This window comes from Isoptericola sp. F-RaC21, from assembly GCF_038593535.1.
Taxonomy (GTDB): Bacteria; Actinomycetota; Actinomycetes; order Actinomycetales; family Cellulomonadaceae; genus Isoptericola.
Window position 1 is genome coordinate 131328 of sequence record NZ_JBCFYX010000003.1, and the last position, 16088, is coordinate 147415.

General features: G+C 71.8%; 14 protein-coding genes, 1 tRNA gene and 1 other RNA gene. 12 read left to right on the plus strand and 4 right to left on the minus strand.

Annotated elements, in window-relative coordinates:
- Window positions 1-483: 483 nt before the first annotated feature.
- The 8 genes from AAG589_RS11140 to AAG589_RS11175 all read left to right on the plus strand — a co-directional run bounded on the left by AAG589_RS11140 (window position 484) and on the right by AAG589_RS11175 (window position 10430).
- Window positions 484-1170: a YesL family protein gene (locus tag AAG589_RS11140; RefSeq protein WP_430567327.1), complete on the plus strand. Its 687-nt coding sequence runs from the start codon at window positions 484-486 to the stop codon at window positions 1168-1170.
- 32 nt (window positions 1171-1202) lie between these two features.
- On the plus strand, window positions 1203-2750 hold the full coding sequence (locus AAG589_RS11145; RefSeq protein ID WP_430567328.1) for an extracellular solute-binding protein: 1548 nt from the start codon (window positions 1203-1205) through the stop codon (window positions 2748-2750).
- A 65-nt stretch (window positions 2751-2815) separates the two neighbouring features.
- Window positions 2816-3790 carry an ABC transporter permease gene (locus AAG589_RS11150; protein ID WP_430567329.1) on the plus strand — a complete coding sequence of 325 codons (975 nt, stop codon included), beginning with the start codon at window positions 2816-2818 and terminating at the stop codon, window positions 3788-3790.
- Entirely contained in the window at window positions 3790-4743 is a 954-nt protein-coding gene (locus AAG589_RS11155) for a carbohydrate ABC transporter permease (protein WP_430567330.1), read from the plus strand. The genes AAG589_RS11150 and AAG589_RS11155 overlap by 1 nt, the downstream gene beginning before the upstream one ends.
- 1 nt (window position 4744) lies before the next feature.
- Window positions 4745-5449: a rhamnogalacturonan acetylesterase gene (locus AAG589_RS11160; protein WP_430567331.1), complete on the plus strand. Its 705-nt coding sequence runs from the start codon at window positions 4745-4747 to the stop codon at window positions 5447-5449.
- Complete coding sequence (locus AAG589_RS11165; protein WP_430567332.1) at window positions 5446-6129, plus strand: DUF1961 family protein; 684 nt, start codon at window positions 5446-5448, stop codon at window positions 6127-6129. Before AAG589_RS11160 ends, AAG589_RS11165 begins: the two co-directional genes overlap by 4 nt.
- Window positions 6126-8876: an exo-rhamnogalacturonan lyase family protein gene (locus AAG589_RS11170; protein ID WP_430567333.1), complete on the plus strand. Its 2751-nt coding sequence runs from the start codon at window positions 6126-6128 to the stop codon at window positions 8874-8876. The genes AAG589_RS11165 and AAG589_RS11170 overlap by 4 nt, the downstream gene beginning before the upstream one ends.
- A 195-nt stretch (window positions 8877-9071) precedes the next feature.
- On the plus strand, window positions 9072-10430 hold the full coding sequence (locus AAG589_RS11175) for a uracil-xanthine permease family protein (RefSeq protein ID WP_430567334.1): 1359 nt from the start codon (window positions 9072-9074) through the stop codon (window positions 10428-10430).
- A 3-nt stretch (window positions 10431-10433) separates the two neighbouring features.
- Here AAG589_RS11175 and AAG589_RS11180 read toward each other — a convergent pair whose 3' ends face one another.
- The 4 genes from AAG589_RS11180 to AAG589_RS11195 all read right to left on the minus strand — a co-directional run bounded on the left by AAG589_RS11180 (window position 10434) and on the right by AAG589_RS11195 (window position 12511).
- Window positions 10434-11069: a LytR C-terminal domain-containing protein gene (locus tag AAG589_RS11180; protein WP_430567335.1), complete on the minus strand. Its 636-nt coding sequence runs from the start codon at window positions 11067-11069 to the stop codon at window positions 10434-10436.
- Window positions 11070-11130: 61 nt separating this feature from the next.
- The gene (locus AAG589_RS11185; protein ID WP_380320948.1) at window positions 11131-11427 is read right to left on the minus strand and encodes a type II toxin-antitoxin system VapB family antitoxin; all 297 of its coding nucleotides are present in this window, start codon (window positions 11425-11427) and stop codon (window positions 11131-11133) included.
- 90 nt (window positions 11428-11517) lie between these two features.
- Window positions 11518-12303 carry a class I SAM-dependent methyltransferase gene (locus AAG589_RS11190; RefSeq protein WP_430567336.1) on the minus strand — a complete coding sequence of 262 codons (786 nt, stop codon included), beginning with the start codon at window positions 12301-12303 and terminating at the stop codon, window positions 11518-11520.
- 123 nt (window positions 12304-12426) lie between these two features.
- A tRNA-Ser gene (locus AAG589_RS11195) sits at window positions 12427-12511 on the minus strand.
- Between the two features lie 159 nt (window positions 12512-12670).
- On the opposite strand from AAG589_RS11195, the gene ffs reads away from it, so the two are divergent.
- From ffs to AAG589_RS11215, 4 genes are all read left to right on the plus strand, one after another.
- Window positions 12671-12767, plus strand: an RNA gene (gene ffs, locus AAG589_RS11200) — signal recognition particle sRNA small type.
- 422 nt (window positions 12768-13189) lie between these two features.
- Complete coding sequence (locus tag AAG589_RS11205) at window positions 13190-14080, plus strand: MetQ/NlpA family ABC transporter substrate-binding protein (RefSeq protein WP_430567337.1); 891 nt, start codon at window positions 13190-13192, stop codon at window positions 14078-14080.
- A 93-nt stretch (window positions 14081-14173) separates the two neighbouring features.
- Window positions 14174-15382: a methionine ABC transporter ATP-binding protein gene (locus tag AAG589_RS11210; protein WP_430567338.1), complete on the plus strand. Its 1209-nt coding sequence runs from the start codon at window positions 14174-14176 to the stop codon at window positions 15380-15382.
- The gene (locus tag AAG589_RS11215) at window positions 15382-16044 is read left to right on the plus strand and encodes a methionine ABC transporter permease (RefSeq protein ID WP_430567339.1); all 663 of its coding nucleotides are present in this window, start codon (window positions 15382-15384) and stop codon (window positions 16042-16044) included. The genes AAG589_RS11210 and AAG589_RS11215 overlap by 1 nt, the downstream gene beginning before the upstream one ends.
- The last annotated feature ends 44 nt before the right edge of the window (window positions 16045-16088 follow it).

Consider the following 16088-nt stretch of genomic DNA (forward strand, 5'->3'; position numbering starts at 1 on the left):
GTTCCGGACCCCGCGAGGTAGTTCCGGACCCCGCGAGGTAGTTCCGGACCCCGCGAGGTAGTTCCGGACCCCGCGAGGTAGTTCCGGACCCCGCGAGGTAGTTCGAAGCACGGCGAGGTAGTTCAAGCCAGCGCGAGGTAGTTCGAGCCGTGCCGAGGTAGTTCGCGGCCGGACTACCTCGCGCTGCCTTGAACTACCTCGCCGTGCCTTGAACTACCTCGCCGTGCCTTGAACTACCTCGCCGTGCCTTGAACTACCTCGCCGCGCTGTGAACTACCTCGGCAGGTTCTGAACTACCTCGGCACGGTCTCGACTACCTCGGCACAACGATGAAGACAGCCTGTTGACGGAGGCAGCCGTGAGCCCTACGGTGAATCCATTCAACGCGGGCAATCGCTTTCCCGCGCCGGATCGGTGACGCCGCCGATCCGGAGGCTGACCGGGCCGACGACGCCCGGGCATCGACGGAGATGGGACCGGGCCATGGCACACGATCACGCCGCGCGGGCGGACGCCGGCGCCGTGGCACCCGCCGACGGCGGGATGCGGCTCGAGCGCTGGTTCGGCTGGGTCGACACGCTGGCCTTCCTCGGCCTGGTCAACCTCCTGGTGCTCGCGGGGACGCTCGCCGGGGGAGTGGTGCTCGGCGTCGCGCCGGCGCTCGCCGCCGCCGCGACCGTCAGCCGCACGCGGCTGCGCGGTGACGCGCAGCGCGCGGCCCGGGTGTTCGTCCGCACGTGGGTGTCCGGGTTCGGCCGCGCCAACCTCGTCGCGGCGCCGGGCCTGGCGGCGGCGGTCCTCACCGGCACCAGTCTCCTCGCGCTCGACGACGCCCCGACGGCGCTGCGCGTGGCGCTCGGCGTCGTCGCCGGCCTCGGCGTGGTGCACCTGCTGCTCGCGCTGACCATGGACGCCCACTACGACCTGCGCCGCCGCGACGTCGCGCGCCTCGCCTGGGCGTTCCTGCTGCGCTTCCCCGGAGCGCCCCTCCTGCTCGCGGCGACGACGGCGCTGGTCGGCGTCGTCACCGCGTTCGTGCCCGGACTCCTGCCCGTCGTCTCGGTCGGCGCGTGGGTCTACCTGTGCACGGCCCTCTGCCTGTCCTTCTACGCCGCCAACGACCGCCACCTCGGCGACCGGCCGGCGGCCACCGACCCCCTCGACGAGTGAACGACGACGTGCACTCCGACGAAAGGAACACCATGCGCACACGACGGCTGGCCCCTCTGGCCCTGCTCGCGGTGGGGAGCCTCGCGCTCGCCGCCTGCAGCAGCGGCGGCTCCGGCGACGGCGGCGGTGGCGGTGGCGGCGAGGCGCTCGACTCGCTGTCGATCATGGCGCCGTACCTCTCCGCGACCCCGCCCGAGGCGGACGACAAGGTGGGCACCGAACTCTCGAAGATCGCCGGCCTGGACCTCGACATGCAGTGGGTGCCGAACGCCGAGTACGGCGACCGGACCAACGTGGTGCTCGCCGGCGACGACATCCCCGACGTCATGGTGATCCAGCAGAAGTCGCAGGGCTTCGTGCAGACGGCGGAGGCCGGCGGCTTCTGGGACCTCACGGACTACCTGGCCTCGGGCGACTACCCGAACCTCGTCACGGAGAACCCCGACGTCCAGCAGGCGTCGAGCGTCAACGGGAAGGTCTTCGGCGTCTACCGGGCCCGCGACGTGGTGCGCACCTCCATCACCATCCGCAAGGACTGGCTGAAGAACCTCGGCCTCGACGAGCCGACGAACACCGACGAGCTCATGAAGGTCGCGAAGGCCTTCACCGAGGACGACCCCGACGGCAACGGCAAGGACGACACCTACGGGATGATCATCCCCGCCTGGGGCGCGTCGATCGGCACGGGCAGCCCCTACGACGCCATCGAGACGTGGTTCGGCGCGGGCAACGTGTGGAAGGACGAGGGCGGCAAGCTCGTCCCGTCGTTCACCACGCCGGAGTGGAAGCAGGCGCTCGACTACGAGAAGGAGCTCATCCAGAGCGGCTACGTCAACAAGGACTACGCCACGATGGACGGCACCACCGGGTGGAACGAGCCGTTCGTCAACGGCAAGGGCGGCATCATCATCGACGTCCAGTCGCGGGCGTCGCAGCTCGCGGAGCTCTTCAAGGAGCAGGACCCGAAGACCTACGACCAGAAGGTCGCGCTGGTCGGCAACATCGCCGGCCCGAACGGCGACTTCGCGCTCCCGACGCCGGGCTACAGCGGCTTCCTCGCGATCCCGAAGGCGTCGGTGCAGACCGAGGACCAGCTCAAGCAGGTGCTCACCGCGCTCGACAAGCTGAGCTCGAAGGACGCGCAGATCCTCGAGAACAACGGCATCGAGGGCGACAACTTCACCGTCGACGGCGACCACGCCGTCTTCGACAAGTCGAAGCAGGACTTCACCGACGTGGTCAGCGGCTCCTGGGCCCAGATCGGCACCAACGTCGGCGGCTTCGAGGCGTACAAGCCCAAGCCGGAGACCGAGTACGACGCCGAGCTCGAGAAGGAGCGCGCCGACCTGCAGGCCAAGGACCTGAAGAAGGCGGTCTTCAACCCGGGCGCCGCGCTCGTGTCGAAGACGTACATGTCCAACGGCGTGCAGCTCGACCAGGTCATCGCCGACGCTCGCATCCAGTACATCAGCGGGCAGATCGACGAGTCCGGCCTCGACGCCGCGATCGCGCAGTGGAAGTCCAGCGGCGGTGACGCGGTCACGGCCGAGATGAACGAGCTCTACGGCCAGCTCGGCTGATCACCCTCCGGCGCGGGGCCGCCCACGGTGGCCGGCCCCGCGCCCCGTCCGAGATGGAGGCTGCGATGACTGCTGTCGTCGACGTCGAGCAGGCCGGCGCTCCCGCCCCGGCCGCCCCGCCCGTGGCCCCGCGACCGCGCCGCAGGTGGGCGCGCGTGGTGCGCTTCCGGTGGCTGCTGGTGATGCTGCTGCCGGGCATCCTGTACTTCCTGCTGTTCCGCATCTGGCCGATGTGGGGCGCGCAGATCGCGTTCAAGAACTACGTGCCGTTCCTGGGCATCCAGGGCAGCGAGTGGGTGGGCTGGGAGCACTTCGCCGAGTTCTTCTCCAACCCCGACTTCCCGCGGCTGCTGGGCAACACCCTGATCCTGGCGGCGCTGAGCCTGTTCGTGGCGTTCCCGCTGACGATCGTGCTGGCGCTGCTGCTCAACGAGGTGCGGCTGTCGGTGCTCAAGCGCACGGTGCAGACCCTGGTGTACATCCCGCACTTCCTGTCCTGGACCGTGGTGGTGTCGCTGACCGCGCTGCTGTTCGCGATCGGTACCGGCCCGCTGTCGAGCTTCCTCGACGGGCTCACGGGCACCGAGACGAACTACCTGGCCGACCCGGACTGGTTCCGACCGCTGATCCTGCTGCAGACCATCTGGAAGTCCACCGGGTGGGGCACGATCATCTTCCTCGCCGCGCTGGCCAGCGTGGACCAGGAGCAGTACGAGGCCGCCGTGATCGACGGCGCGGGCCGCTGGCAGCGCACCTGGCACATCACGCTCCCGGCGATCCGGCCCACGATCATCGTGATGCTCATCCTGCAGACCGGGGAGATCCTCAACACCGGGTTCGAGCAGATCTACCTGATGTCCAACGCGCTCAACCGCACGGTCGCGGACGTGTTCGACACGTACGTGTACTTCACCGGCATCCAGCAGGGCGCGTACTCCTACTCCACCGCGGTGGGACTGTCGAAGGCGATCGTCGGGCTGGTGCTGATCTTCGGCACCAACTGGCTCGCCAAGCGCTTCAACCAGCAGGGGATCTTCTGATGGCCACACAGCTGTCCGCCGTGCCCGCGCCCACACCCACGCCGGCCCGCCCGGCGCGGCGCGCGTCCAAGCCCTCCACCCAGCACCAGCGGTTCAACACCCGCGCCGGCCGGGCGTTCGACGTCGTCAACGTCGTCCTCCTGGTCGCCGTCGGGCTGCTCGCGCTGCTGCCGTTCCTGTACGTGCTGGCGGGGTCGTTCGCCACCGAGCTCGAGATCACGACGCGGCCGTTCTTCCTGTGGCCGCACGAGTTCACCACCGACTCGTACGCGTCGATCCTGTCGTCGTCCGCGTTCGTGCGGGCGTTCGTCACGACCGTCGTGGTGACGCTGGTCGGCACGCTGATCCAGCTCGCCCTCACGGCCCTGATGGCCTACCCGCTGTCGAAGGTCGACCTGCCCGGGCGGCGCACCATCATGACCGTCGTCGTGTTCACCATGGTGTTCTCCGCGGGCATGATCCCCACGTTCCTGGTGGTCAAGCAGCTCGGCCTGCTCGACACGTACTGGGCGCTGATCCTGCCGATGGCGATCAACCCGTTCAGCCTCATCATCATCAAGAACTTCTTCCAGCAGCTGCCGCAGGAGCTGGAGGAGTCCGCGAAGATCGACGGCGCGCACGAGCTGCAGATCCTGCGGCACGTCGTCCTCCCCCTGTCCAAGCCGGTGCTGGCGACGTTCGCGCTGTTCTACGCCGTCGGCATCTGGAACGACTACATGTCCCCGCTGCTGTACCTGGGCGACCAGGACATGTGGACCCTGCAGATGTTCCTGCGCCAGGTCACCGCCTCGGCCTCGATGTCCGCGCAGGACATGGGCACCGAGCTGCCCCCGCCCGCGCAGGGCATCAAGTTCGCGGTGGTCATCGTGGCCACCATCCCCGTGCTCCTGGCCTACCCGTTCCTCCAGAAGCACTTCGCCAAGGGAATGCTCATCGGGAGCGTGAAGGGCTGACATGACGATCCACCTCGCGGGCGACTCGACCGTCGCCCCCACGGACCACGGCGAGACCTCCGGGCACGCCGAGATCCCGCTGCTCGGCTGGGGCGACGAGCTCGCCGCGTTCACCGACGACGTCGTGCGCAACCATGCGATCGGCGGCGCCACGACGGCGTCGTTCCGCGCCGAGGGGCGCTGGGACGGCGTGCTCGCCGAGCTGCGGCCCGGGGACACCGTGGTGCTCGGGTTCGGGCACAACGACCAGAAGGAGCCGGCCGAGCTCGCCGCCGAGGGCGGGTACACCGACCGGCTCGCACGGTTCGTCGCCGAGGCGCGCGCGAACGGCGCGCGCCCGGTGCTCACCACCAGCGTGGAGCGCCGGCTGTTCGACGACGACGGCGCGCTGCGCTGGTCGCACGGGCCGTACCCGGCCGCGGTGCGCGCCCTGGGCCACGAGCTCGACGTGCCGGTCGTCGACCTCACCGTCTTCACGCGCTGGCTGTACACCTGGCTGGGGGAGGCGGCGTCGGCCACGCTCTTCCCGCACGGCGCCGCGGCGGAGGCCGGGCTGCCCGTGGACGACGCGCTCGGCCGGGACAACACCCACTTCACGACGGCGGGGGCCCGCGCGGTCGCGCGGTACGTCGGCGAGGCGCTGGCGGCGCTCGACGGCGTGCACGACGCCGAGGCGCCGCTGGGCGCGTGGGTGATGCAGCCGTGACGGTCGCGCCGCCCACCGTCACCGGCGTCTACCGCAACGCGCTGGCGTCGCCCGAGGACCTCGCCGACTGGGTCGCCGAGGGCCCCGTGGGCGCCCGGCACGAGGACGACGGCGTCGTGCTGAGCAGCACGGCCGACGAGGCCGCGCTCGTGGCCGACGGCCGCGGCGACCACGCGCACTTCACCTACTGGTGCCCAGAGGTCTTCGCGGCGGACGTCGAGATCTCCTGGGAGGTCCGGCCGCTGGCCGGCGACGGCCTGGCCATGCTGTTCTTCGCCGCGACCGGCACCGAGGGGCGGGACCTCTTCGACCCGTCCCTGGCGGAGCGGACCGGCTACTACCCGCAGTACCACTCCGGCGACGTCTCGACGCTCCACGTGTCCTACCTGCGCCGCAAGTGGGCCGCCGAGAGGCGGTTCCGCACCTGCAACCTGCGCAAGAGCCCCGGCTTCCGGCTCGTCGCGCAGGGCGCCGACCCGCTGCCCGGCCCTGAGGACGCCGACGGCCACTACCGCGTGCGCGTCGCCAAGCGCGGCGCGGACGTCGCCTTCGCGATCGACGACCTCACCCTCTTCACGTTCCACGACGACGCGCCCCTGAGGGCCGGCCGGATCGGCTTCCGGCAGATGGCCCCGCTCGTCGCCCACTACCGCAACCTCGAGGTGACCCCGCTGTCATGATCCCCGCATCGCTGGTCGAGCCTGTCGAGACCCCTGCCGTCGAGACCCCTGCCGTCGAGGCCTCGCGCCCCGTCTCCGTCGACGTGCCGCTGCGCTGGCTGGACGACGTCGCGCCGGACCTCACGGTCGGCGGCGTCACCTGCGGCGTCCCGTTCCGCCCGGGCACGGTGCGCGATGCCGCCGCGCTCGCCGTCGTCGACGCCTGGGGCCGCGCCGTCCCGGCGCAGACCTGGCCGCTCGCCACGTGGCCCGACGGCAGCGTGAAGTGGTCCGGCGTCGCGCTCGGGGCGGCGACGCCGCCCAGCGCGTCGTACCGGGTGGTCTCCTCCTCCCAGGTGGTTGAGCCTGTCGAAACCCAGGACGTGGTCTCGACGGGCTCGACCAGCGGCGGGGTGACCGTCGTCGAGCACGCCGACGAGGTGGTCGTGGACACGGGCGCGTGCACGGTGGTCGTGGGCCGGTCCGGGCCCGACGTCGTGCGGTCGGTGCGGGTGGGTGACGTGGAGGTGGCGCGCGCCGGGCGGCTGGTGTCCAGCCGGCAGGACCGGCCGGAGCCCGACCACCGGGCGCGGCGCGAGTCCGTGGGTGTGGTGCGCGACGTCGTCGTGGAGCAGGCGGGGCCCGTGCGGGCGGTCGTGCGGGTGTCGGGGGAGCACCGCGACGTGGACCGGGCGCACGAGGACGGCGCCCCCGCCTGGCTGCCGTTCACGCTGCGCCTGGTGCTGGCCGCCGGGGCGCCGACGTTCCGGCTGGTGCACTCGTTCGTGTGGGACGGCGACCCGGAGCGCGACTTCCTCTCGTCGCTCGGCCTGCGCTTCGACGTCCCCCTCCGTGCCGCGCCGTACGACCGGCACGTGCGCCTGGCCGGCGCCGACGGCGGACTGGTGCGCGAGGCGGTGCAGGGCGTGACCGGGCTGCGTCGTGACCCGGGGGAGGCGGTGCGCGCGGCCCAGGTGGCGGGCCGTGCGACACCCCCGCTCGCCGAGTGGGACGAGCGCGTCTCCGGCCGGCTGCGGTGGGTGCCGACCTGGGAGGCGTGGTCGCTGCGCCAGCTCTCCGCGAACGGCTTCACCGTGCACAAGCGCACCGCGCCCGACCGGCCGTGGATCGACGTCGCGCAGGGCACCCGCTCCGAGGGGCTGGGCTACTTGGGCGACACGACCGGCGGGCTCGCCGTCGGGCTGACGGGGTTCTGGCAGTCGCACCCCACGGGGATCGACGTCGAGCGCGCGACGTCCGCCGTCGGCTCCCTCACGACATGGCTCTGGTCGCCCGACGCCGCGCCGATGGACCTGCGCTTCTACCACGACGGCCTCGGCCAGGACACGTACGACGACCAGCTCGACGCCCTCGAGATCACGTACGAGGACTACGAGCCGGGCTTCGGGAACGCGCACGGCATCGGCCGCACGCACGAGCTCACCGTCACCGCGTTCGCGGCGACCCCCGACGCCGACGCGCTGGCCCGCCTCGCCGCGGGCACCGCCGTCCGGCCGCAGCTGGTGCCCACCCCCGAGGCGCTGCACGACGCGGCCGTCCTCGGCGACTGGGACCTCGTGGACCGCGGCACCCCCGAGCGGGCGGCGCTCGAGGACCGGCTCGCCACGATGCTCGACTTCTACGTCGGCCAGGTGGACCAGCGGTCCTGGTACGGGTTCTGGAACTACGGCGACGTGATGCACGCCTACGACCCCGACCGGCACGTGTGGCGCTACGACGTGGGCGGCTACGCCTGGGACAACTCCGAGCTGTCGCCGGACCTGTGGCTGTGGACGTCGTTCCTGCGCACCGGCCGGGCCGACGTGTTCCGGCTCGCCGAGCGCATGACCCGGCACACGGGCGACGTGGACGTGTACCACTCCGGCCCGTGGCAGGGGCTGGGCAGCCGGCACAACGTGCAGCACTGGGGGTGCAGCGCCAAGCAGGTGCGCATCTCGACGCCGGCGTACCGGCGGCCGCACTACTTCCTCACGGGCGACGAGCACACGCGCGACCTCATGCTCGAGCTGCGCGACTCCGACCGGAACTTCCTCGGCCTCGACCCGACGCGCAAGGTGCGGCCCGACGCCGCCACCTACCGGCCGCGCCGCGACGCGCTCGCCGTCGGGCTCGGCACCGACTGGAGCGCCCTGGCCGCCACCTGGCTCGCGGACTGGGAGATCACCGGGAACGAGCGGTCGCGCGACCGCCTGGTCGGCACGATGACGGACATCGGCGCGCTGCGGCACGGCTTCTTCACCGGGGAGGCCCTGTACGACCTGGACACGGGCCGGTTCGCCACCGACCGCGACCGGGTGACCGTCTCGCACCTGTCCGCCGTCTTCGGGCTCGTGGAGATCTGCTCGGAGCTCGTGTCGCTGGTCGACGCCGGCCTCGTCGACGCGCCGGGATTCCGCGAGGCGTGGCTGCAGTACTGCCGCCTCTACCTCGCCACCCCGGCCGAGCAGGAGGCCGAGCTCGGCGTCGCGCCGTCGGGCACGAACCTCGAGCAGGCGCACTCGCGCCTCGCCGCGTATGCGGCGCACCGGCTGGGCGACGACGGTCTGGCCGACGTCGCGTGGCGCGCCTACTTCCGCGGCGGCGAGTTCATGGGCGAGGAGGCATTCCACCCCGTGCCGGTGCTGCCCCCCGAGACCCTGGTGCGGATCGACGAGGCGCGGACGCTGTCGACCAACGACGCCGCCCAGTGCAGCCTCGCCACCATCCAGAACCTCGCGCTGGTGGGCCACCGCCTCCCGCCGAGGTAGTTCATCTCTCGCCGAGGTAGTTCATGACGCAATGTCATGAACTACCTCGCCGTGGTGGGAACTACCTCGGCGAGAGATGAACTACCTCGGCGTCGGGCCAGTACGCTGTGCGGCGGCAATCTTCACCGGACGTTCACGGGCGAGCGACAGCGGTGAGCACCCCGGCCCGCGCGCGGGCCCGACGGACGGAGCACCATGAGTCTCGGCTGGACCACGCACGGCGACGGCAGGCACGTCGGCCCGGGTGACGTCGTCGCCCCCGACGAGCGGCTCAGCTGGCCGCGCACCATCGGCATCGGCATGCAGCACGTGGTGGCCATGTTCGGCTCCACGTTCATCGTGCCGCTGCTCACGGGCTTCTCGCCCGCGACCACCCTGTTCTTCTCGGCGATCGGCACGGCGCTGTTCCTGCTGATCACGCGGAACCGCCTGCCCAGCTACCTGGGCTCCAGCTTCGCCTTCATCGCGCCCATCACCGCGGCGACGGCGTCCCACGGGGAGTCCGTCGCGGTGGGCGGGATCCTCGTCACCGGCCTCGTGCTGGCGGCGATCGGCGCGGTGGTGCACTTCGCCGGGGCCCGGTGGATCGACGTCGTGATGCCGCCGGTCGTGACGGGCACGATCGTCGCGCTCATCGGCCTCAACCTGGCGCCGGCGGCCTGGGGCACCTGCACGGAGTCGGTGGTCGACGGCGAGATCGTGCAGGCGTGCGACAGCGGGTTCCGCGCCGCGCCGCTCACGGCGACGATCACGCTGGTGGCGATCATCCTCGTCACGGTGCTGTTCAAGGGCATCATCGGCCGCCTGTCGATCCTGGTCGGCGTCGTGATCGGCTACGCCGCCGCGCTGCTCCAGGGCCAGGTGGACTTCGATGCGGTCCGGAAGGCCGACTGGTTCGGCTTCCCGCACTTCATCACCCCGTCGTTCGAGCCGGCGGTGCTGGGGCTGTTCGTGCCGGTGGTTCTCGTGCTGATCGCGGAGAACGTGGGGCACGTGAAGTCGGTGGCGGCGATGACCGGCAAGAACCTCGACGACGTCGCGGGCCGGGCCCTGTTCAGCGACGGCCTCGCGACCACCCTCGCCGGGGTCGGCGGCGGCTCGGGCACCACGACGTACGCGGAGAACATCGGCGTCATGGCGGCGACCCGCGTGTACTCGACGGCCGCGTACTGGGTGGCCGCCGCGACGGCGCTGCTGCTGTCGATGTCGCCGAAGTTCGGCGAGCTCATCGCGACCATCCCGGCGGGCGTGCTCGGCGGCGCGACGACGATGCTCTACGGCATGATCGGCATCCTCGGCGCCCGCATCTGGGTGCAGGGCAAGGTCGACTTCGGCAACCCGGTCAACCTCACCACGGCCGCCGTCCCGCTGATCATCGGCATCGCGAACTTCACGTTCTCCGCCGGCGACCTCACCTTCGAGGGCATCGCGCTCGGCACCGCGTCCGCGCTGGTGATCTACCACGGCATGCGGGCGATCGCGCGGTGGCGCGGCACCGGTCAGGAGCCGGCGTCCCCGGCGTCGGCGCCCGCGGCGGCCGAGGCGACCGACTGACGCCTACTTCGCGGACTGGACCACCTGCGGGATCGGCGTGATCTCGTCGACGGGCAGGCAGCCCTCCGCGTCCTGCATCGGCGTCTCGGCGTCCAGGAGCACGCGGTCCTCGCTGAGCGGCGGGCTGTACTGCTCGCCCACCAGCAGGTCGATCTTGGCGCCCTTGCGGTCGTCGAGGACGACGCGGACGTCGGGGTACTGGGCCGCGAGGGTGTAGGCGCGGGTGATGCCCTTGGTGCCGGTCCGCACCTCGGACTGCCCGAGCTTCTCCAGCCAGTCCCCGGTGTCGATGACGTCGAAGCCGCGCTCGGACAGCACGTCCTCGTTCGCGCCCGCGAGCGGTTCGCTGCCGTCGGCGGCGTTGTAGACCCGCACCTGGATGTCCGAGTACGGCACCGGGAGAGCGCCGTCGGGCTGGCCCTTGACCTGCGGCAGGCAGGGCTCGGGCTCCGGCGCCTCGGCGGCGGGGGTGTAGATGGGCCGGGAGAACGGCGAGCTGAACGCGCCCGAGTACATCGCGGCGGCGGCGAGGCCCGCGATGAGCAGGACGGCGATGATGAGCCCGAAGACCACGGCCTGCCGCTCGTGCTCGCGCTTGCGGCGCGTCTCGCGGACCGGGTCAGGGGCAGGTGATGTCACGCGAAGAAACTACCCGAGTTCGAGGGAACGTTCGCGGGAGCGCCGCCGGTCGTGGCGGGACTCACCGGAGCACGAGGACCCGGGCGTGAAGCACCGGCCGCTGCTGGAGGGCGGCGCGCACGGCGCGGTGCAGCCCGTCCTCCAGGTACAGCACGCCCTGGTACTCGACGACGTGGGCGAAGAGGTCGCCAAAGAACGTCGAGTCCTCGGCGAGCAGGTGGTCGAGGTCGAGCGTGCGCTTGGTGGTGACGAGCTCGTCGAGGCGCACCTGGCGCGGCGGCACGTCCACCCAGTCCTTGGCGGTGACGTGCCCGTGGTCGGGGTAGGGACGGCCGTCCCCCACGGCCTTGAAGATCATGGCTGCCATCGTAGGGGCGGGCCCGTGGCCAGCCGTCTCGTTGCCTCGCGATACGGACACGATGTCGTCACGATCCCGTCACGACGCCGCTCACCGGGGCCGGCGCAACTCCACCAGGTGGCGCGCGGAGTGCGCGACGAACGGGCCGTCGGCCCGGATGCGGTCGTGGAGGTCGCGCAGCTCGGTCCGGTAGGCGTCGACGGTGAACCCGGGCACCATCCACACCACCTTCCGCAGGAACCAGACGACGGCGCCGACGTCGCGGAACTCGATCCGCAGCCGCTCCGCCCGCAGGTCGACCAGCTCCAGCCCGGCCGCGCGGGCGGCGGCCACCTCGTCCTCCGGGTCGCGGCCACGTCGCACCTCCTCCGGCTGCGGGCCGAGGAAGAACTCGACGAGCTCGAAGACGCTCGCGGGGCCGACGTGCTGCGCCAGGTACGTGCCGCCCGGCCGCAGCACGCGGGCGATCTCCGCCCACCGCGGGACGACGGGGTGCCGGCTCGTGACGAGGTCGAACGCGCCGTCGGCGAAGGGGAGCGGTGCGCCGTCGGGCGCCCCGGCCGTCGGAGAGTCGTCGTGCGCGACGACGGCGACGCCCCGGGGGTGCAGGCGGGCCGACGCGGCGGCGACGTTCGGCGGCCAGCCCTCCGTCGCCACCAGGAGCCGGGGGAGCGTCGGCGCGGCCGCGAGCACCTCGCCGCCGCCGGTCTGCAGGTCGAGCGCGGCGTCGATCGTGCCGAGCCGGTCGTGCAGCAGCCGCGAGTAGCGCCAGCTGGGCCGCTCCTCCGTGGCCCGGCCCTCGAGCCAGGAGAAGTCCCAGCCGGACATCGGTGCGGCGTCGGCCTCGGCGACGAGCTCGTCGAACGTGCGGTCCATGCGCCCATCGTCGCCCTGGGTGGTTGAGCCTGTCGAAACCTGGACGGGGTCTCGACAGGCTCGACCACCGGGTTGGAGACGACGACGGGGCCCGCACCGTGTGGTGCGGGCCCCGTCGGTCGGCGGAGGATGGGGGATTCGAACCCCCGAGGGCGTGAACCCAACACGCTTTCCAAGCGTGCGCCATAGGCCGCTAGGCGAATCCTCCTGGCTGCCGGCCCGCATCCTGCGCGGGCAGCCCCAGAAGAATAGCCGACACCCTGCCGTGGCTCCGAATCCTGCGGGGGTGACGGCGGTCTCCGTCCTGACCCTGCCCTGTTCCTGCCGCCGGTTTCGGGACGGGGGCGGGTCTCGGTTAGGCTGTCGGGCAGACCCCTCGTGCGGCACCATCTCGCCGAACTCCCCCAGGGCCGGAAGGCAGCAAGGGTAAGTGAGCTCTGGTGGGTGTGCGGGGGGTCCTTCACGTCCCGACCCGCACCTCGCAGCGTCGCGAGAGTGCCTCGGGTCACAGAATCCATGATGCGGACGAAGATCTGTCCGCTGCGTGAGATTTCCCGGGCGCCGGCTTGGTGAACGGGGCCGCGGGTGGTCACCCTGATGCCATGTCCCGCATCGCACCCGCAGCCACCTCGACCGCGCGCTCCCGCCGTCGCGGCGAGATGTGCCGCCCCGCGATGCCGACGGACCGCACGGCCACCTGCCGAATGTGCCGGCTCGGCTGACGCCTCACCGGCATCGCGCCCGACGACGTCGTCGTCGCCCTCCGGCTCCCGCCGGGGACCCGTTCCTCATGCCGCCTCGAGCTGATGGCCGTGGCCGCCGCACCTTCTGATCCACCCCACCCTGATCGGCGCCGTACCCGGCGCCCGCCCGGAAGGACCCACCCGTGTCCCGTAGCACCCGCTCCCGCCTCCTCGCCGTCACCGCGATCGCCGCGGCCGCCACCTTCACCCTGTCCGCCTGCGGCGGCGGCTCCGACAACGCCGAGGGCGACGGGAAGCTCCGCGTCGGCGTCGTCGGCGCCTCCGACGACAAGTGGGCCGTGTTCACCGACAAGGCCAAGGAGGAGGGCCTCGACGTCGAGCTCGTCGACCTGCAGGACTACACGCAGGCCAACCCGTCCCTCTCGCAGGGGGAGCTGGACGCGAACCAGTTCCAGCACCTGCAGTTCCTCGCCGGCTACAACGTCGACGCCGACGACGACCTGACGCCGATCGGCGCCACCGCCGTCTACCCGCTGGGCCTGTACTCCCAGAAGCACAAGACGCTGGAGGAGATCCCGGCGGGCGGCGAGGTCGCCGTGCCCAACGACCCGACCAACCTGGCCCGCGCGCTCCTCGTGCTGCAGGAGGCCGGCCTCATCGAGCTCAAGGACGGCGGCAGCGCCGTCTCCACCGAGGCCGACGTGCTGCCCAGCTCGAAGGTGAAGGTCACCCCGGTGTCGGCGGAGCAGACGCCGATCCAGCTTCCGTCGGTGGACGCGTCGATCGTCAACAACGACTACCTCGAGGACGCCGGCCTCGACCCGGCCAGCGCGCTGTTCCAGGACGACCCCGACTCGGACGCCGCCGCCCCCTACATCAACGTGTGGGTGACGCGCGCCGAGGACGCCGACGATCCCGACCTGAAGAAGCTGGCCGAGATCTCCCACTCCGACGAGGTCGTCGCGGCCGAGCAGAAGGCCTCCGGCGACACCGCCGTCATCAAGGACAACTCGCCCGAGGAGCTGCAGGAGATCCTGTCCGGCCTCGAGGACGACATCCGCAACGCCTCCTGACCCGACGACGGCCGGGGCGCGCGGGCCAGCCCGCGCGCCCCGGCCGTCGTGCTGGGCACGATGGACACCCGAGCGCACAGTGAGGACGAACAGGTGAGCGACAACACGGCCGGGCCCGCCCCCGGGACGCCGGCGATCGAGCTGCGTGGGGTGTCGAAGACGTTCGGCGAGGGGGACCGCGCCGTGCACGCCGTCGACGACGTGTCGCTCACGGTCCGCGCGGGGGAGATCTTCGGCGTCATCGGCTACTCCGGCGCGGGCAAGTCCACGCTGGTGCGGCTCGTCAACGCGCTGGAGACCGCCACGGCGGGCACCGTGCTCGTCGAGGGCACCGACCTCACCGGGCTGCCGGAGCGCAAGGTCCGCGGGATCCGCGCGCGCATCGGCATGATCTTCCAGCAGTTCAACCTGCTGAGCTCGCGCACCGTCGCGGGCAACGTCGCCTACCCGCTCAAGGTGGCGCGCTGGCCCAAGGAGAAGCGGGCGGCCCGCGTGGCCGAGCTGCTCGAGTTCGTGGGGCTGTCCGACAAGGCGCGCGCGTATCCGCGCCAGCTCTCCGGCGGGCAGAAGCAGCGCGTGGGCATCGCCCGAGCCCTCGCGACGTCGCCCACCATCCTGCTCGCCGACGAGGCGACGTCCGCCCTCGACCCCGAGACCACCCGCGACGTGCTGTCCCTGCTGCGCCGCGTCAATGCGGAGCTCGGCCTCACCATCGTCGTCATCACCCACGAGATGGACGTCGTGCGCTCCCTGTGCGACCGCGTCGCCGTCATGGAGCACGGCAAGGTGGTCGAGGTCGGCGACGTGTACGACGTCTTCTCCGCACCCAGCGCCGACGCCGCCCAGCGGTTCGTCGGCACGTCGATGCACGACCGGCCCTCTCCCGACGCGCTCGCCCGGCTGCGCGAGCGCCACCCCGGCCGCCTCGTCACCGTCGGCGTGCGGGAGGGCGCGAGCTCCGGCACCGAGCTGTTCCGCCTGCTGCGCGAGCACGAGGTGGACGGCTCCGTCGTCTTCGGCGGCATCAGCGAGGTGGGCCAGCGGCCGTTCGGGTCGATCACCCTGGAGCTCGTCGCCCCCGACGACCGCATCGCCACCTTCCTCGCCGCGCTGCGCGAGCACGCCGACGTCGTCGACCTCGGCACCGCCGCGCGGCCGGTCGACGACCCGCGCGCCGTCCGGGCCGAGCGCGACCCGCAGGGCGAGCAACCTGATCCCGGCGACGACCTCGGCGACCCGTACGGCGCCGCCCGCGACGCCGTCCTGCGGCACGGCAACCTGGGCAACTTCGGAGGCGCCTGATGAACCGCGACTGGTCCACCCTGTGGCCGCTGCTGTGGGAGGCGTTCGGCCAGACCCTGCAGATGGTCACCATCGCGATGCTCACGGGCGGCATCGCCGGCCTGGCGCTGGGGCTCGCGCTCTACGTGACGCGGCCGGGCAACCTGCTGGCGAACAAGGCGGTGTTCGGCGTCCTCAACGTGGTCGTCAACATCGTGCGGCCGATCCCGTTCATCATCTTCGTGACCCTGCTGGGCCCGGTGACGCTGCAGGTCGTCGGCACGACGCTGGGCACCGAGGCGTTCATCTTCCCGCTGTCGGTCATGACGGCGTTCGGCACGTCGCGGATCGTGGAGCAGAACCTGGTCGGGATCGACCCCGGCGTCGTCGAGGCGGCGCGCGCGATGGGGGCCTCGTCGTGGCGCATCATCACCACCGTGCTGGTCCCCGAGGCCCTCGCGCCGCTGATCCTCGGCTACACGTTCCTGTTCATCGCGGTGCTCGACATGTCCGCGATCGCCGGCCTCATCGGCGGCGGCGGGCTCGGTGACTTCGCCCTGCGGTACGGGTACCAGCGCTACAACTGGATGGTCGTGCTGGTCACCGTCGCCGTGATCATCGTCATCGTGCAGGTCGTGCAGTGGCTCGGGAACCTCCTGGCGCGCAAGGTGCTGCACCGCTGACGTCGACCCCGGGGCTGGCGCGACGTGCGCGTGGCCCGCAACAA

Bases quoted from the DNA above. Each gene is read 5' to 3' on its own strand.
- AAG589_RS11160 (WP_430567331.1), top strand. From the start codon at position 4,745: ATGACGATCCACCTCGCGGGCGACTCGACCGTCGCCCCCACGGACCAC.
- AAG589_RS11140 (WP_430567327.1), top strand. From the start codon at position 484: ATGGCACACGATCACGCCGCGCGGGCGGACGCCGGCGCCGTGGCACCC.
- AAG589_RS11170 (WP_430567333.1), top strand. From the start codon at position 6,126: ATGATCCCCGCATCGCTGGTCGAGCCTGTCGAGACCCCTGCCGTCGAG.
- AAG589_RS11175 (WP_430567334.1), top strand. From the start codon at position 9,072: ATGAGTCTCGGCTGGACCACGCACGGCGACGGCAGGCACGTCGGCCCG.
- AAG589_RS11150 (WP_430567329.1), top strand. From the start codon at position 2,816: ATGACTGCTGTCGTCGACGTCGAGCAGGCCGGCGCTCCCGCCCCGGCC.
- AAG589_RS11145 (WP_430567328.1), top strand. From the start codon at position 1,203: ATGCGCACACGACGGCTGGCCCCTCTGGCCCTGCTCGCGGTGGGGAGC.
- AAG589_RS11155 (WP_430567330.1), top strand. From the start codon at position 3,790: ATGGCCACACAGCTGTCCGCCGTGCCCGCGCCCACACCCACGCCGGCC.
- AAG589_RS11190 (WP_430567336.1), bottom strand. From the start codon at position 12,303: ATGGACCGCACGTTCGACGAGCTCGTCGCCGAGGCCGACGCCGCACCG.
- AAG589_RS11185 (WP_380320948.1), bottom strand. From the start codon at position 11,427: ATGATCTTCAAGGCCGTGGGGGACGGCCGTCCCTACCCCGACCACGGG.
- AAG589_RS11215 (WP_430567339.1), top strand. From the start codon at position 15,382: ATGAACCGCGACTGGTCCACCCTGTGGCCGCTGCTGTGGGAGGCGTTC.